The sequence below is a fragment of the Nocardia tenerifensis NBRC 101015 genome (assembly GCF_000308715.1).
Classification (GTDB): Bacteria; Actinomycetota; Actinomycetes; order Mycobacteriales; family Mycobacteriaceae; genus Nocardia; species Nocardia tenerifensis.
Genome location: NZ_BAGH01000354.1, coordinates 31,523 through 56,038 on the forward strand (window position 1 = coordinate 31,523; position 24,516 = coordinate 56,038).

Annotated in this window: 21 protein-coding genes, 1 tRNA gene and 1 pseudogene; 7 read left to right on the forward strand and 16 right to left on the reverse strand. The window is 65.2% G+C overall.

What is annotated here, in order from left to right; genetic code table 11:
- Positions 1-30: 30 nt before the first annotated feature.
- Genes ON39_RS47615 through ON39_RS28370 form a run of 3 tightly spaced genes read right to left on the reverse strand, consistent with a single transcriptional unit; the run spans position 31 to position 5,020 of the window.
- Positions 31-1,293: a restriction endonuclease subunit S gene (locus ON39_RS47615; protein ID WP_083894739.1), complete on the reverse strand. Its 1,263-nt coding sequence runs from the start codon at positions 1,291-1,293 to the stop codon at positions 31-33.
- On the reverse strand, positions 1,290-3,356 hold the full coding sequence (locus ON39_RS28365; protein WP_040738973.1) for a type I restriction-modification system subunit M: 2,067 nt from the start codon (positions 3,354-3,356) through the stop codon (positions 1,290-1,292). The genes ON39_RS47615 and ON39_RS28365 overlap by 4 nt, the downstream gene beginning before the upstream one ends.
- Positions 3,353-5,020 (reverse strand): N-6 DNA methylase, encoded by a 1,668-nt coding sequence (locus tag ON39_RS28370; RefSeq protein ID WP_040738974.1) that lies wholly within the window; start codon positions 5,018-5,020, stop codon positions 3,353-3,355. Before ON39_RS28370 ends, ON39_RS28365 begins: the two co-directional genes overlap by 4 nt.
- 198 nt (positions 5,021-5,218) lie before the next feature.
- On the opposite strand from ON39_RS28370, the gene ON39_RS28375 reads away from it, so the two are divergent.
- Positions 5,219-6,877, forward strand: a complete 1,659-nt coding sequence (locus ON39_RS28375; protein ID WP_051187259.1) for a DUF6119 family protein — start codon at positions 5,219-5,221, stop codon at positions 6,875-6,877.
- 343 nt (positions 6,878-7,220) lie between these two features.
- Here ON39_RS28375 and ON39_RS28380 read toward each other — a convergent pair whose 3' ends face one another.
- Positions 7,221-7,874 carry a tetratricopeptide repeat protein gene (locus ON39_RS28380; protein WP_157195525.1) on the reverse strand — a complete coding sequence of 218 codons (654 nt, stop codon included), beginning with the start codon at positions 7,872-7,874 and terminating at the stop codon, positions 7,221-7,223.
- 121 nt (positions 7,875-7,995) lie between these two features.
- Between ON39_RS28380 and ON39_RS46215 the strand changes: the two genes are divergently transcribed.
- The 3 genes and pseudogenes from ON39_RS46215 to ON39_RS51545 form a co-directional block, all read left to right on the forward strand.
- Positions 7,996-8,238 (forward strand): hypothetical protein, encoded by a 243-nt coding sequence (locus ON39_RS46215; protein ID WP_110293393.1) that lies wholly within the window; start codon positions 7,996-7,998, stop codon positions 8,236-8,238.
- Between the two features lie 316 nt (positions 8,239-8,554).
- Positions 8,555-8,773: a hypothetical protein gene (locus ON39_RS28385; protein ID WP_040738975.1), complete on the forward strand. Its 219-nt coding sequence runs from the start codon at positions 8,555-8,557 to the stop codon at positions 8,771-8,773.
- A 229-nt stretch (positions 8,774-9,002) separates the two neighbouring features.
- Positions 9,003-9,947 (forward strand): annotated as a pseudogene (locus ON39_RS51545) (recombinase family protein); the annotation flags it as partial.
- Between the two features lie 565 nt (positions 9,948-10,512).
- Here the strand turns inward: ON39_RS51545 and ON39_RS28400 are convergent.
- From ON39_RS28400 to ON39_RS28420, 5 genes are all read right to left on the reverse strand, one after another.
- Positions 10,513-10,588 (reverse strand) — tRNA-Ala (locus ON39_RS28400).
- Positions 10,589-10,679: 91 nt separating this feature from the next.
- Complete coding sequence (gene sepX, locus ON39_RS28405) at positions 10,680-11,783, reverse strand: divisome protein SepX/GlpR (protein ID WP_040739013.1); 1,104 nt, start codon at positions 11,781-11,783, stop codon at positions 10,680-10,682.
- A 281-nt stretch (positions 11,784-12,064) separates the two neighbouring features.
- Complete coding sequence (locus ON39_RS28410) at positions 12,065-12,718, reverse strand: GNAT family N-acetyltransferase (protein ID WP_085998278.1); 654 nt, start codon at positions 12,716-12,718, stop codon at positions 12,065-12,067.
- 12 nt (positions 12,719-12,730) lie between these two features.
- A complete protein-coding gene (gene glp, locus ON39_RS28415; protein ID WP_040738978.1) occupies positions 12,731-13,990 on the reverse strand; it encodes a molybdotransferase-like divisome protein Glp in 1,260 nt (419 codons plus the stop codon).
- A 201-nt stretch (positions 13,991-14,191) separates the two neighbouring features.
- A complete protein-coding gene (locus tag ON39_RS28420) occupies positions 14,192-15,148 on the reverse strand; it encodes a UTP--glucose-1-phosphate uridylyltransferase (RefSeq protein WP_040739015.1) in 957 nt (318 codons plus the stop codon).
- A gap of 79 nt (positions 15,149-15,227) precedes the next feature.
- Here ON39_RS28420 and ON39_RS28425 point away from each other — a divergent pair, with 79 nt between their 5' ends.
- From ON39_RS28425 to ON39_RS28430, 3 genes are all read left to right on the forward strand, one after another.
- Entirely contained in the window at positions 15,228-15,824 is a 597-nt protein-coding gene (locus tag ON39_RS28425; protein WP_040739016.1) for a 5-formyltetrahydrofolate cyclo-ligase, read from the forward strand.
- A 68-nt stretch (positions 15,825-15,892) separates the two neighbouring features.
- Complete coding sequence (locus tag ON39_RS47625; RefSeq protein WP_083894744.1) at positions 15,893-16,207, forward strand: FmdB family zinc ribbon protein; 315 nt, start codon at positions 15,893-15,895, stop codon at positions 16,205-16,207.
- Positions 16,208-16,295: 88 nt separating this feature from the next.
- A complete protein-coding gene (locus tag ON39_RS28430; RefSeq protein WP_040738979.1) occupies positions 16,296-16,955 on the forward strand; it encodes an SAF domain-containing protein in 660 nt (219 codons plus the stop codon).
- A gap of 130 nt (positions 16,956-17,085) precedes the next feature.
- Here ON39_RS28430 and ON39_RS28435 read toward each other — a convergent pair whose 3' ends face one another.
- The 7 genes from ON39_RS28435 to ON39_RS28465 form a co-directional block, all read right to left on the reverse strand.
- Positions 17,086-17,739, reverse strand: a complete 654-nt coding sequence (locus ON39_RS28435) for an MspA family porin (RefSeq protein ID WP_040738980.1) — start codon at positions 17,737-17,739, stop codon at positions 17,086-17,088.
- Positions 17,740-17,841: 102 nt separating this feature from the next.
- The gene (locus tag ON39_RS28440) at positions 17,842-18,510 is read right to left on the reverse strand and encodes an MspA family porin (RefSeq protein WP_040738981.1); all 669 of its coding nucleotides are present in this window, start codon (positions 18,508-18,510) and stop codon (positions 17,842-17,844) included.
- A gap of 63 nt (positions 18,511-18,573) precedes the next feature.
- Positions 18,574-19,248, reverse strand: coding sequence for an MspA family porin (locus ON39_RS28445; RefSeq protein WP_040738982.1), 675 nt, complete (start codon positions 19,246-19,248; stop codon positions 18,574-18,576).
- A gap of 700 nt (positions 19,249-19,948) precedes the next feature.
- Positions 19,949-20,443, reverse strand: a complete 495-nt coding sequence (locus ON39_RS28450; protein WP_040739017.1) for a MogA/MoaB family molybdenum cofactor biosynthesis protein — start codon at positions 20,441-20,443, stop codon at positions 19,949-19,951.
- 80 nt (positions 20,444-20,523) lie between these two features.
- Positions 20,524-21,978, reverse strand: a complete 1,455-nt coding sequence (locus tag ON39_RS28455) for a trypsin-like peptidase domain-containing protein (RefSeq protein ID WP_083894741.1) — start codon at positions 21,976-21,978, stop codon at positions 20,524-20,526.
- Positions 21,979-22,145: 167 nt separating this feature from the next.
- Complete coding sequence (locus tag ON39_RS28460; protein ID WP_040738983.1) at positions 22,146-23,615, reverse strand: HAMP domain-containing sensor histidine kinase; 1,470 nt, start codon at positions 23,613-23,615, stop codon at positions 22,146-22,148.
- A 12-nt stretch (positions 23,616-23,627) separates the two neighbouring features.
- The gene (locus tag ON39_RS28465; RefSeq protein ID WP_040738984.1) at positions 23,628-24,314 is read right to left on the reverse strand and encodes a response regulator transcription factor; all 687 of its coding nucleotides are present in this window, start codon (positions 24,312-24,314) and stop codon (positions 23,628-23,630) included.
- Positions 24,315-24,516 lie beyond the last annotated feature (202 nt).

A 24,516-nucleotide genomic window follows, 5' to 3' on the forward strand; every position in this document is an offset into this window, starting at 1 on the left:
CCTTCAGGCTTCGGGGATTAGCGGCGAGATTTACGCTGTGGCGCGAAGGGCAGTCGTCACGTCAAGTTGACCTGTGACGGCAGCAGTAATCAGCGTCTGTCGACGCTCTGCGAGGAGATCCAGCTGATGACGAATTGCGTTCGCCGCTCGATCCGTAGCCGAAGCGCACCGCTTGGCCTCTCGAATAAAAGACTCCTGTTGCTCTTCATCCGCCACAGGAATCAGCCACTCTCGAATATCTTCGCCGCGCAGTTTTACCATGGATTGCGATGATCCGCGTGCAATAGATTCAATCAGGGTCCTAATACGGCCACTCAATGCGATCTGGGCCACATACTCGGAGCTGAGTCGAGAATCAAGAGTGATACGATAAATCAGATCAGGAAGCAGCAGGCCCTTAATATCACCGGACGCTACCGCGACATCACCCACTAGCTGCGGAGTATTTGCGCGAGTCACCAGCAAATCTCCCTGCCTGATCTCATGCTCAGAATTCGGCTTCATATCGGATGGTAGCCGCTTGTTTTCCTCTGCGTTGAAGCGCCCGCGCTTGATAGAGCTAAGCTTCAGCACTGCCCATTCGGTGCCATCGCGCGGATATGACTCGCACTGTGGGCTCGCCCCCTGGTCAATTCGAGTTATGAACCGACGCAGTGGGACTTCGCCAAACTTCTGGGCCAAGCCGTCAACAAGACTGTCCCTCACAGCCATCTCACGTTCTGCCAGTAGCGCCAGCGCCTCCCGCCGTAGGGTAGCCAACTTATCAATTCGGGCGGTTTCAGCATCGATGAAATCTGCGATTCGGCGCTGAGACTCGATCTCCGGAACAGGGATCTCAAGACGACCAACTTGTTCAAAATTGAGCCCATCACGATTCCCCCCCACCTGCATTGATAGAATCTGACCCTGAGAAGGGTGCGACGCCAAAGCGTAAGAAAGAAATTTTGAATCAACAATTTCACTCGGGCGTATGATGCACACATGCTGGTTAACGTTCGCCTCCCCGAGCCCCTCAGGGAAATTCGTGACACGACCGAGAGAGGCTCCCGTGATGTTCAACAGGACATCCCCTGGCATCACTCGCGTTCCACGCATTTCACAATGGACGTCTTCGTCAATATATGCGACATCATTCAAGCGAAGACCGTCGAAATGGATGTTCTGACTACGCAGGAATATAACGCCCGAATCCTGGTAGGTCTCGGCGCCGCCCGACGGAGTCTTGCCGCTTCCGATCTTTGTTGTCAGCAGCTTCAAACGCCGGGTGCCCCAGATCGAATGAGCGATCGTCATGCAGTCACCTCACCAAGCAGCATCTGGATCTCATCCTCAAGCGAATTCAACTCCAAATCAATTTCCACAAGCGGGCGGGGTGGTTCGTAAACGTAAAAGTGACGGGTAAACGGGATCTCATATCCGATCTTGTAGCGTTCGGTCAGCTTAGTCTTCGGGTTCTTGAGTTCAGCGATCCACGCATCGTTGGCATGCGGTTTAACCTCAGTCTCCAGATATTCGTCAATGTCTCGCTCCAGAGGGACGTTCTCCGCATCGCGCAGGTCAGGGTCATGCTCAGGCTGCTTGCCTTTCACGTACTGCACTTCACCTTTAGCATCGCGAACACCCACAGCATCTCGCAGCGCCTTCTGAAAAGAGGATGATGAGGGCCAAAGTAGACCGGATGCAGTGACAGCCTGATGCAGGGCATCCCATGCTTTTGCTTTCGTCGGCCACGTTTGACCGATCAGCGGTTCGAGCGCAGCCGTAAATTCTCGCCTTCGCATAACCAATTCTTGTCGGTCGGTCGTCTTGTCGCCAAGGATTTTTCCAAGGGCGGCAGACTCGGCCAGCTCAGCCAAGGTATCCTCAGTAACCTCGAAACGAAGCTTGAGAGGGCGATCGATAACGATGCGCTTGTAGCCGTACTCCTCGTTGCGGAATATCTTTATCTTCGCGTTATCAGGATGATTTTCGTCCGCTGCGATATGCTCCGCGTCGCGATACATCGCACAGATATGGCGAATCTGCTCCTCCGAAATCTCCTTTCGCTTCTCGCCAAGGGATTTCCGGCGCCTAACCCATTCGCCCCGGGCATCGAGAAGAATAACCTTACCCTTGCGTTGTTTGGTCTTGCGGTTGGAGAGGATCCAGATATACGTAACGATTCCGGTGTTGTAGAAGAGCTGGTCTGGCAGGCCAACGATCGCCTCCAGGTAATCATGTTCTAGGATCCAGCGTCGGATCTCGGACTCTCCAGAGCCGGCGCCACCGGAGAACAAAGGGGAGCCGTTGAAGACAACAGCGATACGCGAGCCCCCGTCCAACTCGCCTTTTTCGTTCCTGGTCACTGGCTTCATCTTGTGTAGCATGTGCTGGAGGAAGAGGAATGATCCGTCGTTAATACGCGGGAGGCCAGCACCGAAGCGTCCGGCATCGCCTTTCTGCTTATATTCATCCCTAACCGCATCCTCCGACTTCGTCCACTCGACCCCGAAGGGCGGATTGGCCAGCATGTATGTGAACTTGGCGCCGTCGAACCAATCGCTGGTGAATGAATTACCGAAGCGGATGTTGTCCGCTACATGCCCTTTCAACAGCAAGTCTGAGCGGCAAATAGCGTACGACTCGGCGTTTATTTCCTGCCCGTGAAGGTTGACTCGGGTACTGGGATTAATCTTCTTTATGTGCTCGTCGGCTGCAGCGAGCATGCCGCCGGTGCCACAGGCTGGATCAAGAATGTCGGCAACCTGCCCGGGGCGGACGAACGCCGCATCGTCGGGCCCCAGCAGCAATTCGACCATCAGTTCGACGACCTCACGCGGAGTGAAGTGCTCACCAGCGGTCTCGTTCGACGCGTCCGCGAACTTGCGGATGAGTTCCTCGAATACATAGCCCATATCGTGATTGCTGACTCGCTGCGGGCTTAGATCTATCTCAGAGAACTTTTGCACGACCTGGTAGAGCAGACCGGCGTCGTTCAGACGTTCGATCTGGATGTGGAAATCGTAGCGGTCGATGATCTCGGTGGCTTCGGGGGAGAAACCCCGGATGAAGTCCTTGAGGTTGAGATAGACGTTCTTGTCATCGTTACCGATGGTTCGAAAGTCTTGCTTTGACACGTTATAGAAGGGCAAGTCGGCTACGCCGCGGAGTAGTTTGTGCGGGCGTTCCCCCGGATACGACTCAGCACGATCCCGCACTGCCTGGCGCGTGCCCTTCTCCTCCAATACGCAATCAAGCCGACGAAGCACAGTGAGCGGCAGTATGACCTTCGCGTACTCGGAGCGCTTGTAGTCCCCGCGCAGCTTGTCGGCGATCGACCAGATAAAGTCGGCCAACTCCTGATTGGTCTTCCTCACTTGCCACCTTCCAGTGTCGTGTCCGGCGCGAGCGCGCCGTTAGTTAGTCCGTCGTAGGCCAGCCGGGCAGCCTGGTCGGCTATTTTGGCTATCTCTTTGATCCCCCGCTCGAACTCATCCAATCCGCGGAAGACCGCGCCATACAGGCGCTGTTGTTCGATGTCCATCTGTGGCAGCTGAGCACCACGCAAGTCCATGCGGTGAGTTCCAGTGATCGAGGTGTTGCGGCGGATATTTCCAGCGCTGCGTAGAAACCCGCGCAGATAGTCGGTGTCGAGTTGATCGCTGGTCGAGATCGCCTCCTGCCCTTTGAGGTCTACCAGTCCCGCTTGGATGAGGTCGCTGACGTTCACGACTGCCGACTCGTCTATCGTCCCCGTGCCTGGGCCAGCGGGCAGGGTTGGGAGCAGCGAGACAAGTTCACGTAACTGCCGTTCAAGAGCTCGGCGTAGCGCTGCGTACTCTGCCGGGTAATCAGGCTTGACTGCAACGACATACGTGCTTGGGCTCAGATCAACTTCGTCGCGGAGTAGATCTATCAGAGGTACATCCGTGACTTGCTCCGGCGCCGGATCGAGAGAGCAGTCTGGGTCATTTGCTGTGAGGTCGACCATCCGTACGAAGCGGACTTCTTCGCCCTGCGTGGCAGGGCGGCGGAGTTCCCACAGCAGTGTAGGCAGGTTGTGGTTGGACGCGAAGCCAGCAGGTAACGCGACAACCGACACGAGGAGACCTCGCCGAACGAGCTCAGTGCGGACTCGGCGGCCACTTCGGCGATAGGCGGCAGATGGCGGCAATGCGATCAGTGTGCGGCCACCCGGAGCGGTGTGGAAATAGCAGTGCTGAAGCCAAGCGAGGTCGCTTTCAGCACGCGGTGGCACGCCGAGTTCCCAGCGTGGGTCAAGCAGTAGATCCTCGCGCCCCCAGTCGGATTGGCCCAACGGCGGATTACATACAACGAGTTGGGCTCGCATATCTTGGATACCGTCGTCTCGCAGTGAGTCTCCGGTCTTGAATCGAGATGGGGGACCGTCGGCAAAGCCGAGGCGCAGTTCCGCCAGGCGCACAAGGGCCGGGTTGACGTCTTGACCAGCAATCTGGGTTGTGCGATCGCCTGTTACAGCGAGCAGTACGGAGCCGATGCCACAGGAAGGGTCGTACACCGAACCGTCCACTGTGCCAGCGAAGTTCGCAAAAGCACGAACAAGTCTCGGCGGCGAGACGGCATGGGCGCCGGCCCGGCTGACTGACGCAACGTATCGACTAATCAGATCCTCGAAGAGATGTGGTGCCGACCGCTCATCAAGGAGTTGCTCTACGGTGCTGGACAACTCGTCCGGCAGCACCCCGGATTCAATTCCGCCTCCGCTAAGTGCAGACCCGATCCTGACAAGTGCGCCGGTCATGTCGTCGCCATACGCGGACCTCAGAGACTGCCAGAGGGCAACTTCCGGTGAGGTGCCACGCCCCTTCCGCTGGCCAGCGAGCCACTTCTCGACCTCAGAGAGCGGGAAAAGTGGGCCCGTTGCGACCCCGCTCACGGGTGCGGGGAAGTCCTCATACCGTCGTCGCCAGTTTGCGACGGCGGCCCTGGTCACACCTGCAAGTCGAGCGATCTGCGCAGATGTGATCACGGGCGCTGAAGCAATTTCCTCTTCAGACATGGGAGCTAGAGTACACGCCCTGCTCCAGGACGTAAATCTGTGAACCCGTTGACGGCGCTAACGGATATCTGCCAAGATGATCGCGTCACCATCGTGAGCCATTGTCCCCGGTGGTCGTCGACGTTCATTCCTCGCTCTTCCTTGTTCGAGCCGTTCCCATCGACCATGCCGGTTCCTCGGCGAAAGGTGACGCCACCGATGGCCCGCACCAAGCAGCCACCCACTACTCACAAGGCATCGTTGTACCGCATCCGGACCCCAGAGGGGCCTGACCTCGATCTACACACGGTTCTCGCCGAGTCGTACTTGACCCGAGACGGGTTTACGGCCGCCCCCTTCGACCATGACGGCCTTCAAGGCCTCTTGGCGACGGGCACAATCGCCCGCGGTCGTACCGGTTGGTGTGAGGTCGCCGAGTCTCTCACTGGCCTCGCTACACACGAGGAGAACCGCACAGCTGCTGGACTTCTACTGGTCCGCACTCGGCGTTTCGTCTACGCACTCACCTACGGCATGGGCCACCTGATGATCGATTCGGCCCGGCTGGATTCGGGCTTCGGCCTCGCGTTCGCAATCCGCTGCCTGGACGAGAACAGCATTACTCTGGTGCGCCACCACCTCATGGACGCACGCGGCCGTACCGATGAGAACACAGCAACACGCGGCGAGCATATCCGCGGTTTCGGTGTCGAACGGTTCGGTGACATCGTCAGCCGGATTACGGGAAGCGTTCTTGACATCCCCCTCACCTACTCTCGCGATGGAAGCCGCTCTGCTCGAATCACGGGAAGCGACAACTCGATCAAGCTTCCTCTTGCCCGGACCCCGGCAGAGCTTCTGAGCGACCTTCGAGCCATCGAGGACGTTTGCGAAAGACTAGAGCCGCTGCCCGGTTTCGACCTCGTGGCCCGTGTCCGTTCCCTCAATGGCCGAGGCAAGACCAATCTGGTGCAGCATCTCGACGCCAAGCTCGACGAGATGCTGGCGGATTCGGACGCCCACCGCGTGGCTTTGAGCGCGCCGAACGAATGCGTGGACTACTTCGGATTTGCTGACACATTCACCGTCTCAAAAGGGGCGATAGAGGAAACCGTCGATGAGCTGGAACTGGACCACCTATTAGCCGTCGTCCGTGACCTACCGGCGGGAAGCCGCCTGAAGACGCTCAAGGAGATGCGGGTTCAGATGTTTAGCGACCCGGCAGCGGAGGATCCGGTCAGCCGCAGGGTGGCCGCCCACCGTTGGTTGACGGCCGAGGTCGTCGAGGCACCAGTCCACTATTTTTACTGGCAGGGCACCTGGTACGAGGTTGGCGAGGAATACCTCAAAGCAATCGAGGACGGCATCCAGGAACTCCTTGACCGTCCTACCAAGATAGTTCTGCCGCCGTGGCCAAAGGGCAAGGACGAGGGCTGGTACAACGAGCAGGCCGCCAAGCACCCCGCGTACACGCTGCTCGATAAGAAGACCGTCCGTACCAAGAAATTCAGGGGCGGTGGGCTTGAGATCTGTGACCTCCTCGGACCCGAAGGCCAGCTTATCCATGTAAAAAAAGCAGACAAGAGCACCGCCGATCTCAACCATCTCTTCGCTCAGGGTCGAGTCTCCATCGAGACGCTCCGCTATGACGCACAAGTACGCGAGAAGTTCCTCGCCCTTCTCGCCAAGACCAACTCGGACGGCGTGGTCACGAATGCACTCAGGGCGCCAACCGTCGTCTTCGCGATTCTCCTAAAAGGCGGTAAGCCCATCACCGTCGGCTCACTGTTCGCCTTCGCTCAGGTCTCGCTGCTCCAAGCAGCTACCGCTCTTCAGGGTATGGGCGCCACCGTTGAGATCGTCGCAATCAAACGTTGAGTTGTCCGCCCAGCCGCCCATGTGGTCGGACCGGTCACACCTGGCCCTGCACCTGTATGTAATAACCTTGCTGCACAGTGCGTTTCCAGAACGAGCAGGTTGTTCAATGCCTCCTAATGTGGAAGCACGCAAACACCCTCCGGTTGAACTCGACCGCGTTTGTGTACCGAGGCAGGGAGGACTACCCCGCCGTAGATGCCACACCCTCACCACGGCTCTTTGCAGGTCGCCGCGAAGTTCGGTAGTCGGACAGGGGATGCAGCCAGCCGTCGATAACTCCGTCTGACTTTGCTTCAACCGCGTCTGCGCGCTTCCAGACTTCCACCAGGGTCTCGTACTCCCACTAAACGCGGACGCCGACCCGCTGGCTCAGTTCGCGGATATCGGCGTGCATGCCCGTCGGTGGTTTCTTCAGCAAGTCACAGAGCATGTCGCGGGCGAATCCGTTGTAGCGGATCGTCTCGGGTGCAGTCTGTTCCGACTTCACCAGCATCGCGAGCGCCGCAGTGTCCTCGTCGCGCTGCATGTACGCGCGAGCGACCTCGATGAGATGACGGCCGCGGCGGGGCACAGACACGATGCGGTCGGTGTCGACGGAGCGGGCCGCGCGCAATGCCTCGCCGGGCTGGCGAAGTTCCACGCCGAGAGTCGTTGCGTGCGCGGCCATTATCGGCTGGGAGAAGCTAGTCTGCACGTGCCGATAGGTCGGGCCGAGCTGTTGGGCGATGCGGTCGGCTTGTTCGAGGCCGCGCCAGGCGTCGCCGGAGCGGCCCCGCCGGCCGTGGACGTAGGCGATCTCGAATTCCAGAGCTCCGACGATGCCGTGCCAATCGTCGGGAGTGTCTTCGCGGCCGAGGAAGGGGCTGATCTGGTCGATCGCATTGCGGGCCAACGTGATTGCTTCCTCCCACCGCCCGGAATCGCGCAAGGCTTGCACCATCGCCCAGGCACTGCACGCGATCACGTACGGGTCGTCGGCCTCATAGCCCTCGTTCACCGCCCGGCCCGCAACCATCCACACCAGCTCCGGTGCGGGCTGATAGGCGACATAGAAATCGGCCAGCTGGTAGACACCGGCCCCGCGGATCCACGCGCTTGCCGCGGAGCGCGGGTGGTCGGTGATCCTGGTGTACTACGGCGACCCGGACCGACCCGGCGGCGCGGTGATCAACCGCCTGATGAACCTCGCCTACAGCGAGCACGCCAACGGCGTGATCGCGCCGAGCGCAGACCATTTCGAACCCGACGATATCCCGGCACTCGTCAAGATCACCGACGTGATCTGCACAGACACCGACACCAAATACACCACCGCCAGTAACGATGGACAGGACCAGACCGGGCTGGTCAACCGGCGATAGGAGTCGCCCACCGCCGTGACCGCATCCAAAGCGCCCCAGGGACAAGACAATCGCCCCTGGGGCGCTTTCCTGCGGCGACACCGATCGTTATTGAACCGTTTCGTACTGAAAGGTCGAAATCGGGCCCCTTCTTGGCAGGTAACAGGCGCGACACCCCCTATACGCCGGAACCCAGCGGATCCCGTGATTGATGCCGAACTTTGACCACGGAACACGGAATTGCATCAATTCCGTTCCCGGACGCGGATAAACGCGGGTTCTCCTGCCAGTACAGGGTGACGCCACTCCAAACGCCGAACATCCCACAGGAGCCCCGATGGAACGTCCCGCACCCGGAAAACACGCCCCGACCGGTACAGAACCCGCCAAGCCGCCTGCTCGGGACCGCGCCCATAAGCGCTGGCACATCGACCGAGTCGACACCGAAGCGCTCACCACCACCCAACACGACCAGGCCGTCACCCTCCTGGCCGACCTCCTCACTGCATGGACCCACCGTCACCACACCGACAACGGCGAACGGAACGCCGCATGACACGCGGCTACCGAAATACCCGCCACACCAACACATTCGAAAACCGGTCGAGGGACAATAGGACCGGCGACATACCGGACCGAATCCCGCACTCGAATTGTGTGCCGTCACAGGTTGTTTCGGATATCCACCTTTACGAGAAGCGTGTATCAATGGGAAGGACCGGCAGCATGCAGGCACCAAGAAATCCTCGCGTATCCCCACCAACACTGCCGCATGGGAACAGGATGTGCGGGTAGGCACCTATACCCGCCGCTCCACAACCGAAGAGAACCAGCCCTACTCCATCGAAGCCCAGGACGCCTGCCTGGACTCCCATATCGATTCCCAACCGGGCTGGCGACACACGACGTCCCTCACCGACGACGCCTCCGGCGCAAGCACCGAACGGCCCGGCCTGCAGCGTGCCCTGCAAGCAGCACGTACCGGGGTCATTGATGTGCTCGTGGTCTATCGGGTTGACCGCTTCTCCCGCAGCCTGCGCGACCTGGTCACGCTGCTCGACGAGCTGGACCGGGCCAAGGTCGTGTTCCGCTCCGCCACAGAACCATTCGACGCCTCCACACCCATGGGTCGCATGCTGGTGCAGATGCTGGGAATGTTCGCTCAATTCGAACGCGACACCATCATCGACCGCGTCATCGCAGACATGGAACGCAAAGCAGCCAAAGGCAAATGGAAGGGCGGCAAACGGCCCTACGGCTACCGGGTCGACAAGGCTACTCAGACCCTCGTCGCGGACGAAGCCGAAGCGGTGGTGGTGCGCATGATCTTCGACCTCTACGCCCGACAACTTCTCGGTGCTCGCGCCGTCGCCGCGGAGCTGAATACGCGTGGGCATCGCGCCAGCACCGGCCGCGAATGGTCCGGCCACCACATCCTGCGGATCCTCAACGGCCGGATCTATCTCGGCGAGTTGACCTTCCGCGGCACCACCGTCACCGACACCCACCCCGCCATCATCGACGCCGACATCTTCGACCACGCCCAATCAGTTCTCGAAGCGCGCGGGGAATCCCACGCCCACCGCGCCGCGAACTCGTCCGACTACCTGCTGACCGGCCGCCTGCGCTGCCCGCGATGCGGGCGCGCCATGAGCGGCACCCGTGCCACCGGCCGCTCCCGCACCTACCGTTACTACACCTGCTTCAATCGCGCCCGCTACGACGCCGACAAGTGCGACTTCACCCGACTCGATGCCGACTCCGTCGACGCGGCCGTCCTCGAAGCCCTGGGCAAGTTCTACCGCACCCGACACGACCTGATCAGCCAAGCCATCACCGCCCAGCAGCGACGCCACCAAGATTCCAGTAGTGACACCCGCATCGAACTGGACGCTGTCGTCGCCGAGCTCACCAAAGCCCAGCAGGCGATCGACCGGTACCTGAACGCCTTCGAAAACGGCACTCTCGATCCCGAACTCCTCGCCGGAAGGCTCAGCGAATTGCGCACCCAGACAGCCCAGCTCGCCACCCGCCGCGACGAACTCACCATCACCCTTGCCAGCGCACCCATCGCCCCGGAACCCTCCACCCTGGATGGCATCGCCGAAATCATCGCCACGGGCACCCGAACCCAAGCCAAAGCACTCATCGAGACCCTCGTCGCCCATGTCGCCATCACCGGCCCCGACCGTCTGGTCCCCACCTTCCGCATCCCCCAACCCGGAAACGACATTGGGGCCGGTACCGCTTCCGCGGTACCAGCCCCAATGGAGTCGGTTCGTGCAATGACACGATTGGTGGAGCTAAGGGGAATCGAACCCCTGACCTTCTCGATGCGAACGAGACGCGCTACCAACTGCGCTATAGCCCCGTGCGGCTCCGGGGAACCGCGCTGTGTCACTGTAGCAAAGGTTGCGGCGAGACTCCGAATCGGGCGGGTGAGCTGGGGTTTTGTGGAGGAACTATTCGCCTGCCGCGCGACGCATGTCGCCACCGCCGGTGCGGTCGCGGAGGGCGCGGGCGGTGGCGGGGTCGAAGGGGTCGAGGTGGTCGAAGGAGGGGTCTTCGTCGTCTACCTCGAGGAGGGAGGAGCGGCGGCGGAGGGCGCGGGCGGTGTCGCGGTCCATGGCGGCGCGGGCGGCGTGGGGGTTCCGGTGGGCGGGCTGGTGGCCGAGTTGTTCGGCGCGGCTGAGGCGGGCGGCGCGGCGGCGGCGGATGTCCTCTTCGATGCGGACCTGCTTGCGCAGGTAGGTGAGGTAGGCGACGAGGACGACGGAGGCGAGGCCGCAGCCCCACCAGAAGTGGGGTGACATGGCGACGGCGAGGCCGCCGAACAGCAGGCCGGCCAGGACGAGGCCGAGGACGGCGCGCTGGCGGAAGGTGTAGCGGGCGGCGCGGGCGATGGCGTCGGCTTCGGGGTCGAAGCCGCCGCGGCCACGGCGGGTGGGGATGTAGTCGTCGTAGTCGTCGTGGCCGCGAGAGTCGTCGTCGCCGAGGTAGTCGTGGGTGACGCGTGCGGGGGCGGTGGAGGGCGCGGGTGGGATGCGGGCCGCCGGTTCGGCGCGCTGGTCGCCGACCTCGTCATCGCCCAGCTCAGTTTCGTCGAGCGGCTGCTCGTCGCCGGAGGCGTCCGCGTCGACGGATTCCCCTTCGGCACTTACCGTTTCGACAACCTCGTCGTCCTCGGCCGGCTCGACATCAGCGTCGTGGGCATCCAGCGAGACCTCGGCCGGTTCGGAATCGGGTTGGGATGCCGCGGATTCGGTGAGCGCCGGTAGGTCGCCTTCGGTGACTGGTTCGTCGGCCGGTGTTGTCATCCGGTCCTCCGCATCATCGCTGTGGGCATGCTTTCTCTGTGTGCGGCGGGGCCGCCAGTTGGGATCGGTTTCGTGGCCCGCGGCCGGCCCTTTCTTGGTGCGCCGCTTGGAATCTCCGCGCACGAGGACGCGGGTGGCGAGGGCGGCGTCGGTGGTCCGCCGGATTCTCGGGTGCCGGTCGGCGAGGATGGGGAACAGGACGAAGACCCAGAGCACGACGAGACCGATCCACAGAATCGAGTTCGGCATCGTGGTCAGCACCTCCGTCCCGGCCTGGTTTGGTCCGTTCGGCCGGCGAGCGGTGCGCAGCACGCCCCGCGTCCGCCCGGCGTCCGTCCGCCGCTGTGGCGTGGACGCCGGTCGCCTCGCAGGCTCCCTGCCGAGGATGCAGGGCGCACCTCCGACGTCCGTAGGTTAATTCCGTGACGCGTCGGGATACGGCAGGCGCGCCGTGCACACACGCCACACCTGTCACAAAGCCACCAATTCTTCCGCGCGTCGGATGCGCCGGGCGTGTCCGTATTGCACGATTATCGGGGCAGGATCGCCCGGCCCTCGCGAACGAGCCGGTCGACGACCGTGCCCATCACCTCTTCCACGGTGAGGCCGACCAGCAGGTGGTCGCGCCAGGCGCCGTCGACGTCGAGGTAGCGGCGCAGCAAACCCTCCTCGCGGAAGCCCACGTTGCGCAAGACCGCTTGACTCGCCAGGTTTTCCGGCCGCACGGTCGCCTCGACCCGGTGCAGGCCGATCGGGCCGAAGCAGTGGTCGAGTCCGAGCGCGAGCGCCGCGGTGGCGACGCCCTGGCCGCTGAGATCCTTGGCGACCCAGTAGCCGATCCAGCCGGAACGCAGCGCGCCGCGCACGATATTGCCGACGGTCAGTTGCCCGCTGAAGGCGCCGTCCACCTCGATCACCAGGGGAATCATCGCGCCGCGCCGAGCCTCGGCCTTGAGGCTCGACCACAGCGACGGCCAGTTGGACGCGTGGTTGCGCGCCTCCCACGCGCCGCGGCCGGTGGGTTCCCAGGGCTCCAGATGCGCCCTGTCCTGCAAGCGGATTCGGCTCCACGCGGCGGCGTCGCGCAGACGCACCGGCCGCAGGGTCACCTCCCCGGCGGGGACGCGAAGCGGGCCGAGGCGCGCGGGCCAGCCGGGATGCTGCGTCACCCGGAACACGCTCATCGCCGTCATGCCTCAGCCGCGCTGTGCGAGAAAAGCGACCCGGACTTCGTCACCGGTGCGGATCTCGGTGTCGTCGGGGTCTATCACGATCAAGCTGTTGGCCTCGGCCAACGTGGCGAGCAGGTGCGACGAGGCGCCGGCGCCGCCGCCGAGCGGTTGCACGAGGTAGTCGCCGGTGGTTTCGTCGCGCATGAGTTGTGCCCGTAAGTATCCCTTGCGTCCTGCCATGGAACTGATCGGCGTGATGGTGCGCGCCATGATGATCCGGCGCATGGGATGCCTGCGCCCCAACGCGATTCGGATCAGCGGACGCACCATGACCTCGAAGACGACCAGCGCGCCGACCGGATTGGACGGCAGCAGAAACGTTGGCACCTCGTCGCGCCCGAGCCGCCCGAAACCCTGCACGGAGCCGGGATGCATGGCGACGCGGGCGATTTCGAGTTCGCCGAGCCCCTCGAGCGCCTCGCGAACCTGCTCCGAGGCCCAGCCGCCGACCGCACCCGCGATGACGACGACCTCGGAGCGCACCAGCTGTCCCTCGACCACGTCGCGCAGCTGGCGCGGGTCCGCGCTGACGATGCCGACCCGATTCACGTCGGCGCCCGCGTCCCTGGCCGCGGCGGCGAGTGCATAGGAGTTGACGTCGTAGACCTGACCCGGGCCGGGGGTGCGGTCGATATCGATGAGCTCGCCGCCGACCGAGATGACCGAGAGCCGCGGCCGCGGATGCACGAGCACCTTGTCCTGCCCGACCGCGGCCAGCAAGCCCACCTGGGCCGCGCCGATGATGGTGCCCGCGCGCACCGCGACGTCGCCGGGCTGCACATCGTCGCCGATGCGCCGCACATAGTCGCCGGAGCGGACCGGCTCGTAGATCTTGATCTTCGCGCGGCCACCGTCGGTGAAGTCCAGGGGCAGCACGGCATCCGCGAGCGTCGGCAGCGGAGCGCCGGTGTCGACGCGGACGGTCTGGCGCGGCTGCAGCCGGATGGGCTGGCGCGATCCGGCGATCACCTCGCCGACCACCGGCAGGGTGAGATCGACGAGTTCGTCGTCCTCGTTGCGAATGTCGGTGCCCGCGGCGGCCACGTCGACGCTGCGCACCGCGTAACCGTCGATGGCCGCCTGATCGAAGCCGGGCAACGGTCGTTCGGTGACGACGTCCTCGGCGCACAGCAGCCCCTGGGCCTCGGAAATCGCGACCCGGACCGGCCGAGGCGCGACCGCCGCGGCGGTCACCTTGATCTGCTGATCCTCAACCGAGCGCATCCAGCCCTTCCCTGATCTCTCCGCACGCCATTCGATTCCACCGCGCGAACTTCGCCCGGCACAACCCATTCGGCGCACGCCAACGTCGTCGGCGGCGCGCTCTGGCCCTCCGCGGTCCCGCGAGCTACGGCCGGAGGCGCGCCCCCGCACGGTGAACCATCATTGGTACCCGACGGCCCACTCCCGACGAAACCCGACGCCTCAGTCGTCGGTTGTCAGCTGCGGATTCCAATCGGGTCCGAGCCGATGCTCCAGCCACTCCCGAAGGGCGGGGCCGTATTCGTCGCGTTCCAGAGCGAAATCGACCGCAGCACGAAGATAGCCGCCCGGGTTGCCCAAATCGTGGCGCGACCCACGGTGCACCACAACATGAACCGGGTGACCCTCGGCGATCAGCAGCGCGACGGCGTCGGTGAGTTGCAGCTCGCCGCCGGCACCGGGCTCGATTCGGCGCAGCGCGTCGAAGATGGCGCGGTCCAACAGGTATCGGCCCGCGGCGGCGAAGGTGGACGGTGCGTCGGCGAGCGCGGGCTTCTCCACCATGCCCTTGACCCGCAGCACATTCGGATTCACCGCGTCCGGCACGGGCGCCACATCGAACACGCCGTACGCGCTGACCTCTTCCTTGGGCACATCGATGGCGCACAGCACGGTCCCGCCGCGCTTCTTGCGCACGCGGCACATCACATCCAGCACCCCGGACGGCAGCACCAGATCGTCGGGCAAGAGCACGGCGATGACGTCCTCGTCGTCATCGAGCACCGACTCCGCCTGCGCGACCGCGTGGCCGAGGCCGAGCGGCTCCTCCTGCACCACCGAGGTGACGTCGAGCAGACCCGGCGCCTTGCGCACCTTCTCCAGCAGCTGGAACTTGCCGCGCTCGGCGAGGGTGCTCTCCAGCACGAGGTCTTCGACGAAGTGCGCGACCACGCCGTCCTTGCCCGGCGAGGTGACGAGCACGAGGCGCTGGGCGCCGGACTCGGCGGCCTCGGCCGCCACCAGCTCGATGCCGGGGGTGTCGACCACCGGGAGAAGTTCCTTCGGCACCGTCTTGGTGACGGGCAGAAACCGCGTTCCGAGCCCTGCGGCGGGCACAACTGCCGTGCGGAAGCACGAAGCCGGTGTGGCGTCGCCGGGTTGTCCGGCCTTTGCTGTCATGCGCATACCCTATCCATCGTCACAGCCCCTGACTCGGCGTCGAGCCGACCGGCATCCCGGTCAGCCTATGGTGATCGCCATGGACATGCCCGGTGAGCGCGATAAACATGCATGGCGCACCGAAATTCTTGCGCGACGGGCGGCGAAGACCGCCGAGGAGTACGCGGCGGACGCGCTCGCGCTGGCCGCGGCGGTGGACGGGCTCGACGTCGGCGAGTGGGTCTGCGCGTACGTGCCGGTACGCGGTGAGCCGGGCTCGACCGGGCTGCTGGACGCACTGCGGGTCGCGGGCGCGCGGGTGCTCGTGCCGGTCACCGGGCCGCCGGGGCCATTGAACTGGGCGGAGTACACCGGGCGAGAGAGCCTGCGGCGCGCCAGGTTCGGCCTGCTCGAACCGGCCGGCGAGACGCTGCCGGTGTCCGCGATCCGCTCCGCCGAGTTGATCCTGGTGCCGGCGCTCGCGGTGGACCGGCGCGGAGTCCGGCTCGGGCGCGGGGCGGGCTACTACGATCGGACGCTGGCCGCGGCACGGCCGGACGCGCGGCTGGTCGCGGTGGTGGGCGACGACGAACTGGTGCCGCGGCTACCGGAGGAACCGCACGATCGGCGAATGGCCTGGGCGCTGACTCCGCGTGGCGGCCTGCAACGACTTGGCGAAGATCACGCCGTGGAATGAAAGGCGGATTGGCAACGTTGGCACTGTCGGCTGTAGAGTGCCAGATGACGAAACTCGCGGAGGATGCTGTGCCAACTTACTCGTATGCGTGCACCCAGTGTGATAACCGCTTCGACATCGTTCAGTCCTTTTCCGACGATGCGTTGACGGTGTGCCCGGAGTGCTCCGGGAAGCTGCGCAAGCTGTTCAATTCGGTCGGCATCGTGTTCAAGGGCAGCGGCTTCTACCGAACCGACAGCCGCAACGGCTCGTCCACGGCGAGCGAGCCCGCGAAGTCCGACAACGGCTCTAAGGAGTCCAGCTCCTCGACGTCGTCGTCCAGCTCGGATTCCAGCTCGTCCACCGGCAGCAGCACGGCGGCCAGCACCGCCGTGGCCAGCTAATTCGACGAGTTATCCCCAGGCACTTAGTTATCCACAGCTAGTCGTTTCCCGGCCGGGCGAGGTGTGTTCGCCGCCATAGGATCCGGTCATGACTCGCTCATTCGCCGATCTCGGTCGCGGCGGCGACCTCCGCTTCGGGGCCTGGCACCGACCGCCCTGGGCCGACAGCCTGCTGGCGCGGCGCCTGCTCGCCCTCGGCCTTGTTCTGGCGGCGGCGGTGCTGTTCCTTCGCGGCGATCCCGGCGCGCGGCGCACCTCGGTCGTGGTCGCCGGACGCGATCTCGCGCCGGGACACATCCTCGAGGCGGATGATCTGCGCGCGGCTCCCCGCGAAGCCTCGGCACTGCCCGACGGCGTCGTGCGCGATCCGTCGACCCTGCTCGGCGCCACGCTGACCGGGGCGATGCGCGGCGGCGAGATATTCACCGATCTGCGCGTCGTCGGCTCACGCCTGGCCGCCGTCGCGTCCGGCGCCCGCGACGCGCGGATCGTGCCGATCCGGCCCGCCGACACCGCCGTCGCCGAGATTTTGCGCGCGGGCGACCGTGTCGACGTGGTCGGCGGCGAGGAGCAGGGCTCGCGGCCCGCCCGGACCTTGGCCACCGATGCCGCGGTGGTGCTGGTGTCCGGCCCCGGCGACGGGCGGGCCGCCAAGGAACGGGTGGTCCTGGTCGCGATGGACGCCGAACACGCCGCCGCCGTCGCGGCCGCGTCCCTGCAGACAGCCCTCACCGTGGTCTTCCACTGAGATGTTCACGCATGCGCGAGCGCCGCGCCGAATGGAACACACGAGTACCGAACGAGCCTGTGCGAGAACGCGAAACAGGCCCGTCGCGATGGCAACGAGCCTGTTTCCTTGCCGCAGTTGGTTTTCGGCCTCAGCCGATGATGAACGGCTTGCCCCACAGCGTCATCCACGTGACGATCGAGTCGGTCTCCACGCTGACGCTGACGAACGCGCGCGCCTGCGCGTACCCGTCGCAGCCGGACAGGTCGATGCTCTCCCCCGTCCAGCTCACCGAGCCGCTGCTGCCCTCGAACTGATTGCGCGTCTTGTACTCCGCGCTGCCGAAGTAGTCGTCCTGCTCCAGGTCCAGCACGTAGAACGACTTCGCCTGGCCGGGAGCGAGCGTCAGATCGCGGCCGGTGGCGACGCCGTCGTTCGCGTCTCCGGCCAAGGTCAGATCGCCCGTGACGGCCTGGGCGATGTCCACCGCGCAGCCGACGGCATAGCCCGGGAAGATCGAGCCGCGTTGTCCGCCTTGCGATCCCGCCATCTCGACCTGCGCCCGACCCGAGACCCGCGCGCTGCGATGGTGCGGCGGGGCGTCGAGGGTCGGGCCGATCTCGGCCGACTCGTCGACGAGCTGCACGGTCACCACGGTGCCGTCGGCCAGCGTCTTGGCGGTCTCGCCGCCCGGCAGCGGAATGACGATATCGGCGTCGGCCACGCCGGTCGAGAACAAACCCATCGTGACGGCGACGGCGGCCCCGAGCCCGGCCGGCCGCGTCAGTTTCTTACGGTTGAGCATGAAGGTCGACCCCTAGGTTCAACAGCGACAGGCGGCAACACCGAACGGGCCCGTCGCCGTAGCGACGAGCCCGCTCAGATTGTGCGAGTTGGTTTTTCGGCGTCAGCCGATGCTGAAGGGCTGGCCCCACAGTGTCACGTAGGACATGACGTTGTCGGTCTCGACCTTGACCTTCACGAAGGCCCGCGCCTGCGCGTAGCCACCGCAGCCGGTCAGGCCGATGGTCGAGTCGGCCCAGGTGACCGAGCCGTTGGTGCCCTTGAACGTCAGCGTGGTCGAGTGATCCTCGTTGCCGTAGTCGTCGGCCACCTCACGGTCGAGCAGGTAGAACGAGGTCGCCTGGCCCGGACCCAGCGACAGGTTGCCGCCGCCGTTCGCGCCGATGCTGCCGCTCTGGCCGTCCCACTGGCCGCTGCCCTCGACGCCGGCGGTCGCGCCGCCGCCGTCGATGTTGACCTGGCAGCCGACCACGTAGCCCGGGCGGATCTTGCCGCCGGTGGCGCCCTCACCGGAGACCTCGACGCGCGCCGAACCGGAGACCCACGCGTTGCGGTGCACCGGGGTCGAGCCGAGCGACGGGTTGATGTTGGCCGACTCGTTGACCAGACGCACCGTCACGACGGTGCCGTCGGACAGCGTCTTGGTGATCTCGCCGCCCGGCAGCGCGACGAAGGTGTCCGCGTTGGCGGCACCGGTGGAGAACAGGCCGAGAGCCATGGTGGCGGCGGCACAGACACCAGCTGCCCGCGCCACATTCTTACGGTTGATCATGTTGTGAATCCCTCAGGGGTTGAGTTCGTTTCAGCGAGAAGAGTTTTCGACAGTCGACAGTCGTCAGCCAATGCTGAACGGCATCCCGTAAAGGGTGGTCTTCGAGTAGTCGTTACCGATGATCTCGACAACGGTGTAGGAGCGGGCCTGGGCGTAGCCCGCGCAACCCTGGATCTCCATCTCGACATCCTGGTACTCGACGGAGTAGGTACCCGGCTTGGTGATGTCCTTGAGTTCGATCTGCACGAACTTCACGTCTCCGGGGCCCAGGTTGAGGCCGACCGAGCCGCCGAGGCCACCCTTGGTGAGATCGACGCTGGCGGAGACGCCGAGGCTGATCGCGTCATCGGCGATGCTGACCTGACAGCCGACGATGTAGCCAGTGTTGATCTGGGACGTGCCGTGCGTCGAGGAGTTGTTGCTCCCGGGGCTGTTCTTCGGGCCGTTCCAGGGGCCGACCTTGCCCTCCGGCGTGGAGGTGACATCGGCGGAGGCGTTGCCGGAGACCCAGACGACACGGCCGGCGCCGTTGGCCGCGAGCGACGGCGACACGACGGCATGCTCACCCGTACGGGTGATGGTCACGCCCGGGCCGAGCTTCTGTCCGTCCGGCAACGGTACAAAAACATCGGCATTGGCGGCGCCGGTCGAAAGCAGGCCCATGGCCACGGCAGCGGCAGCGCCGACGCCCGCGACGCGGGCACCGCGGCGCAGACCGTTGGTGCGGTTCTCGCTCATACTTCCCCTCATCAGGTTCAAACAGTCAACCTCGACCATCGAGGTTGCACAGGTGGTCCTCGCAGGCCCAGCTCAGTTTGTCGCGCCTTTGTTGCCGATATGTAACCGGCTATTCAGTTCGGCGTGACGCTCCGGCTGGCGACCGGAACCGAGCCAGGTTCCGCCGGGTCGACGCGTACGTGCCGCACCCGGGCCCATGAAGTCCAGTGTGGGTGGCTCGTGCGAACATTAAACGCTAGGTAACGGCGCTGCAACGCGAGGTTTCGTAAAGATCAATGTGATGTAGGTCACAATCCTGCCGAGGCAAACATCTCGCGACGTGCGCAAACGCATTGGTGGAGACAGTGGAACCGACCGGCCGGTGCCGGCGAAGTCGCCAAAGCGCCAGCCGCCGATTACGGGACAGCACCGTACAAATAACGATAGAAAAACACCGATGTGAAACAATCACAAGTAAATTACGGCGAGCCAACTTCTCGATACGTAGCAACTACGTAGATTTCGGGCAATCAACCGTGATGCGGCGGCTTCTGCGCACGCAGCCAATCGTCGCTGGAGGACTCGTTCTCGGAGTCGTATCCGCGTTCGTCGCTCGTAGTGTCTGGGAGGGCGTCGCCGAAGATCTCGGCCAGACGCGCCGCATCCCTCGCCCGGCGAGCGGCCGGACGAGGGATGTCGTCGGAAGAACCGGAAACCGTAATTATTCGACCAATCCGGAGAGCTCGCCGATAACCTTGCTGGCAAGCGGGCCGAGCGTCGCCATACCGTCACGGACGGCGGCCCGGGTGCCGGGCAGGTTCACCACCAGGGTGCTGCCGGAGATGCCGGCGACGCCGCGGGACAGGCCCGCGTCGAGCGAGCCGGCCACCCGGCCGGAGGCGCGCAGCGCCTCGCTGATACCGGTCAGCTCGCGGTCGAGCACCTGCGAGGTCGCCTCGGGGGTCACGTCGCGCGGGGACATGCCGGTGCCGCCGACGGAGATGACGAGGTCGACGCCGCCGATCACCGCCGTGTTGAGCGCGTTACGGATCTCGACCTCGTCGGCCTGCACGGAGACCGACGCGTCCACCAGGAAGCCTGCCTCGGTGAGCAGCTCGGTGACCAGCGGCCCGAGCGAGTCAACACCTCCATGCGCCGTTCGATCGTCGACGACCACCACCAGAGCACGCCCCGCCACCGGAGCATCGATTTCCATGGTGCTAACCGTAGCGTCTGCGCCGAGAACCTCTGCGGCGGTGTCGAGCAGCGGCGTCAAGCCACCTTGGAGCACCCGCATCACCTACCCCCGTCCGCGGGCGCGCCGGTGAGGGTCACCTCGACGGTCTTCGGATTCTTGCCTTGATCATCTGTGTAGGTGACCTTCACCTTGTCTCCTGGTTGGTGCGAGCGGACCGCGGCGACGAGCGCGTTCCCCGAATCGATCGGGCGGTCGTCGACCTTGGTGACGATCACACCGCCCGGGATGCCTGCCTTCGCGGCGGGGCCGTCCGGCACCACGTCGCGGACCTTCGCGCCCAGCACCGACTGCTGGCCGTCGGGCTGACGCCACACGCTGATCCCGATCTGCGCGTAGGTCGCGTGCCCGGTCTTGATCAGCTCGTCGGCGACCCGGCGCGCCTGATCGACCGGGATGGCGAAGCCGAGGCCGATCGAGCCGCTCTGGCCGCCGGCCATCTCGCTGGCGCCGAGCGTGGCGATGGCCGTGTTGATGCCGATGAGCTTGCCGGTGGCGTCCACCAGCGCGCCGCCGGAGTTGCCGGGGTTGATCGCGGCGTCGGTCTGCACCGCGTCGATCACCGGGTTCACCGCGGCGGGGTTCTGCTGATCGCTCTCGCCGCTGGTGGACACGGGACGGTTCAACGCGGACACGATGCCGGTGGTCACCGTTCCGGCCAGGCCGAGCGGCGAGCCGATCGCGATGACCGGCTGACCGACCTGAAGGTTGGCCGAGGAGCCGAGCTCGATCGGGGTCAGCCCGGTCTTGCCGCTGACCTTGATCACCGCGAGGTCGGAGACCGGGTCGGCGCCGACCAGCGTGGCCGGGGCGGTACTGCCGTCGGAGAACATGACCTCCATCTTCACGTTCGGCCCGCCGCCGGAGGCCACGTGATTGTTGGTGAGGATCAGGCCGTCGGAGGACAGGATGACGCCGGAGCCCTCGCCCTCGGCGCGGCTGCTGGCGACCTTGATCATCACCACGCTCGGCAGCACCTTCTGGGCGACCGCCTGGGTCGAGCCGGCCGGCGCGTTGGAGACGTTGTTGACGTTGGGCTTCGGCTGGTCGAGCGCGTTGGTGACCGCCGGGCGTCCGTTGTCGGAGTGGGTGGCCAGCGCGCCGACCGCGCCGCCGACGCCGCCGCTGACCAGGGCCAGCGCGACCGCGCCGAGAACAAGGCCGGTGCGCACCGGGCGACGCGGCTCCTGCCGCACGCCGAGCGGGGCGCCCTGGGGTTGCTGTCCGTGGCCCGGCTGCCCGTGCTCGAACGGGGCGCCGTACTCGTGGCCGGGGAACGGCTGGGTGTGCTGGTGCGGCGGCGGATACTGCTGCGTCGAATACGGCTGGTGCGGCGCCTCGTACGGCCCGTACCCCGATGGCGGGTAGCCCGCTCCGTACGGCGCGCCCGCGTGGCCCGTCGATGCGGCCGGGATCTGATCGGTCGGATTGGGCTGATCCGGCGCGGCGTTCGCCGTTTCCGGCTCGTCCCGCCGGTCCTTCGAATCCTCGGTCATGGACTCCTCGTTTCTCCTCAGCGTCTGCCGACAAGCTTGACGACGACTACTGAGAGCGGACTGAGACCGTGCTTTCAATTACCCGAGACCTGCCGGCCCATCGGCCGCGGCCTCGTCGAGGCTGGTTACCCCGACCCACCCGCTTCAGGCAATCAGCGTACGCATTCTCATTGCCCGAGCATCTCGGACTCCGCGGGCCTGCCCGCCTCGCCCGGCAGCACGATCCTGATCCGCGCGCCGCCGCGAGCGGAGGTCTCGATGGTGATCGTCCCGCCGTGCTTCGTCACGACCTGTTTGACGATCGCCAACCCGAGACCGGAGCCGGGCATGGAGCGCGAGGCGGTGGTCCGATAGAAGCGCTCGAACACCAACTCCCGCTCGGCCTGCGGGATGCCGGGCCCGGCGTCGTCGACGGTCAGCTCGAGCAGACCCCGTCCGGTCTCGCGCATCTCGACATACACCTGGGCGCCGGCCGGACTCCACTTCGCGGCGTTGTCGAGCACGTTGAGGATCGCCCGCTCCAGCCCGGCCTCGTGGCCGTAGACGAACCACGGCCGGACCGTCGAGACGAACTCGACCGAGCCGCGGCGTCGCCGCGCCCGCTCCAGCGCCCGCTCGGTGACGTCGCCGAGATCGACTCGCTCGTAGACGGTTTCGGGCGCGTCCTCGCGCGCCAGGTCGACCAGGTCGCCGACGAGGTTCGACAGCTCCTCGATCTGTGCCATCACGTCCGAGCGCAGCTCGGCCATGTCCTCGTCCGGAATCCGCGGCGCGCCAGGGCGACTGGAGGCCATGAGCAGCTCGGTGTTGGTCCGCAGCGAGGTGAGCGGGGTGCGCAGTTCGTGCCCGGCGTCGGCGACCAGCCTGCGCTGGCGGTCGCGCGACTCGGCGAGCGCGCGCAGCATGGCGTTGAAACTCTCGGTGAGCCGGGCAAGTTCGTCGTCGCCGGTCACCGGGATGGGGGTGAGGTCGTCGGTGCGGGCGATGCGCTCCGTCGCGGCGGTCAGCCGCCCGATGGGGCGTAACCCGGTGCGGCCCACCGCGGTGCCTGCCGCCGCCGCGAGCACGACGCCGCAGCCGCCGACGACGAACAGCAACCACGCGAGCCGGTCCAGCACGTTCCTGGTCGGCTCGAGCCGCTGCGAAATCACCAGCGTCGCACCCTCATTCGTGCGCATGGCGAGCACGCGCTGGTTGGCGACCGTGCGCAGCGACGAGCTCAGCTGCCCGTGGAAGACGGCCATCTCCTGATCCCCGACCGGCGGAATCGTCGCCTGCGGAACCGAATACGGGCCGATGTCGGGGTAGATCAGCACGATGCCGGTGTCGGGGTAGAACGCCGTCGCGAGCGCCAGGTTCTGCAGATTGAACCCGTACGGGTCGATGGCGGTCACCGCTTTGGCTCTGCTGCGCAGCTCGGTGTCGACGTTGGCGTAGAGCGCGCGGGCGACGAGCGCGTACGCCGCGATCGAGGTGACGGCGACCGCGATGGCCACCACCGAGGCGGCGAGCAGCGTCACGCGCCAGCGCAGCGAGACCGAGCGGGTGAGCGGGATGGGCGGGCGCATCTCGGCCGGGTCGGGTGGGCGCTGTCCGAGACCGGCGACCACGGGCCGCTTGGGAACTGTTCGTGCCATGGCCTTTCCCCCCTACGGGGGCGTCTCCCGCAGCACGTAGCCGACACCGCGGACGGTGTGGATGAGCCGCGACTCACCCTCGGCCTCGGTCTTGCGGCGCAAATAGCCGATGTAGACCTCGAGCGCGTTGCCGGAGGTCGGGAAGTCGTATCCCCAGACCTCCTCGAGGATGCGGCTACGGGTCAGCACCCGGCGGGGATTGGCCATCAGCATTTCCAGCAACGAGAACTCCGTGCGGGTGAGGCTGATCGCGCGCGCACCGCGAGAAACCTCGCGGGTCACCGGATCCAGCGACAAATCGGCGAACGTCATTGCCTCCGAAACCTCTCCGGGATCGGCGGTCGTGCGCCGCAGTAGCGCGCGCAAACGCGCGAGCAATTCTTCCAGCGCGAAGGGTTTCGGCAAATAATCGTCGGCGCCGGCGTCGAGTCCGGCAACGCGCTCGGACACCGAATCACGGGCAGTCAAAACCAAAATCGGAAGATCGTCGCCGGTGCTACGCAGGCGACGGCAGACCTCGAGGCCGTCCATCCTCGGCATCATCACGTCGAGCACCAACGCGTCGGGCCGCTGACTCGTCGCCTTGTCGAGCGCGTCGACTCCGTCCACCGCCAGGTCGACGGAGTAGCCGTTGAAGGTGAGTGACCGGCGCAGGGACTCGCGGACGGCCCGATCGTCGTCGACTACCAGAATGCGCATGCGACCAGTTTGACCGTACCGACTGAGAGGCGACTGAGAGGGCACGCTCGACACGCCGCCGCCGGGCTCGCGCGGCCCGCCGAAGGCCAGCACCCGATCAGCTATCAACGATCTCGCGGCATCTAGATCAAACGTCCAGGAGCTATGTAGACTCGGAAACTCAAAGAGCGCGAAACCTGTTCCGCGTAGCCATATTCGGCCA

Excerpts from the sequence above, each read along its gene's own strand:
- ON39_RS28375 (WP_051187259.1), top strand. The coding sequence starts at position 5,219 with ATGGCCCGCACCAAGCAGCCACCCACTACTCACAAGGCATCGTTGTAC.
- sepX (WP_040739013.1), bottom strand. The coding sequence starts at position 11,783 with ATGCCGAACTCGATTCTGTGGATCGGTCTCGTCGTGCTCTGGGTCTTC.
- ON39_RS28450 (WP_040739017.1), bottom strand. The coding sequence starts at position 20,443 with ATGGAAATCGATGCTCCGGTGGCGGGGCGTGCTCTGGTGGTGGTCGTC.
- ON39_RS28445 (WP_040738982.1), bottom strand. The coding sequence starts at position 19,248 with ATGAGCGAGAACCGCACCAACGGTCTGCGCCGCGGTGCCCGCGTCGCG.
- glp (WP_040738978.1), bottom strand. The coding sequence starts at position 13,990 with ATGCGCTCGGTTGAGGATCAGCAGATCAAGGTGACCGCCGCGGCGGTC.
- ON39_RS28460 (WP_040738983.1), bottom strand. The coding sequence starts at position 23,615 with ATGGCACGAACAGTTCCCAAGCGGCCCGTGGTCGCCGGTCTCGGACAG.
- ON39_RS28435 (WP_040738980.1), bottom strand. The coding sequence starts at position 17,739 with ATGCTCAACCGTAAGAAACTGACGCGGCCGGCCGGGCTCGGGGCCGCC.
- ON39_RS47615 (WP_083894739.1), bottom strand. The coding sequence starts at position 1,293 with ATGACGATCGCTCATTCGATCTGGGGCACCCGGCGTTTGAAGCTGCTG.
- ON39_RS28455 (WP_083894741.1), bottom strand. The coding sequence starts at position 21,978 with ATGACCGAGGATTCGAAGGACCGGCGGGACGAGCCGGAAACGGCGAAC.
- ON39_RS28420 (WP_040739015.1), bottom strand. The coding sequence starts at position 15,148 with ATGACAGCAAAGGCCGGACAACCCGGCGACGCCACACCGGCTTCGTGC.
- ON39_RS28430 (WP_040738979.1), top strand. The coding sequence starts at position 16,296 with ATGACTCGCTCATTCGCCGATCTCGGTCGCGGCGGCGACCTCCGCTTC.
- ON39_RS28425 (WP_040739016.1), top strand. The coding sequence starts at position 15,228 with ATGGACATGCCCGGTGAGCGCGATAAACATGCATGGCGCACCGAAATT.
- ON39_RS28410 (WP_085998278.1), bottom strand. The coding sequence starts at position 12,718 with ATGAGCGTGTTCCGGGTGACGCAGCATCCCGGCTGGCCCGCGCGCCTC.
- ON39_RS28440 (WP_040738981.1), bottom strand. The coding sequence starts at position 18,510 with ATGATCAACCGTAAGAATGTGGCGCGGGCAGCTGGTGTCTGTGCCGCC.
- ON39_RS28465 (WP_040738984.1), bottom strand. The coding sequence starts at position 24,314 with ATGCGCATTCTGGTAGTCGACGACGATCGGGCCGTCCGCGAGTCCCTG.
- ON39_RS28385 (WP_040738975.1), top strand. The coding sequence starts at position 8,555 with ATGGAACGTCCCGCACCCGGAAAACACGCCCCGACCGGTACAGAACCC.
- ON39_RS28370 (WP_040738974.1), bottom strand. The coding sequence starts at position 5,020 with ATGTCTGAAGAGGAAATTGCTTCAGCGCCCGTGATCACATCTGCGCAG.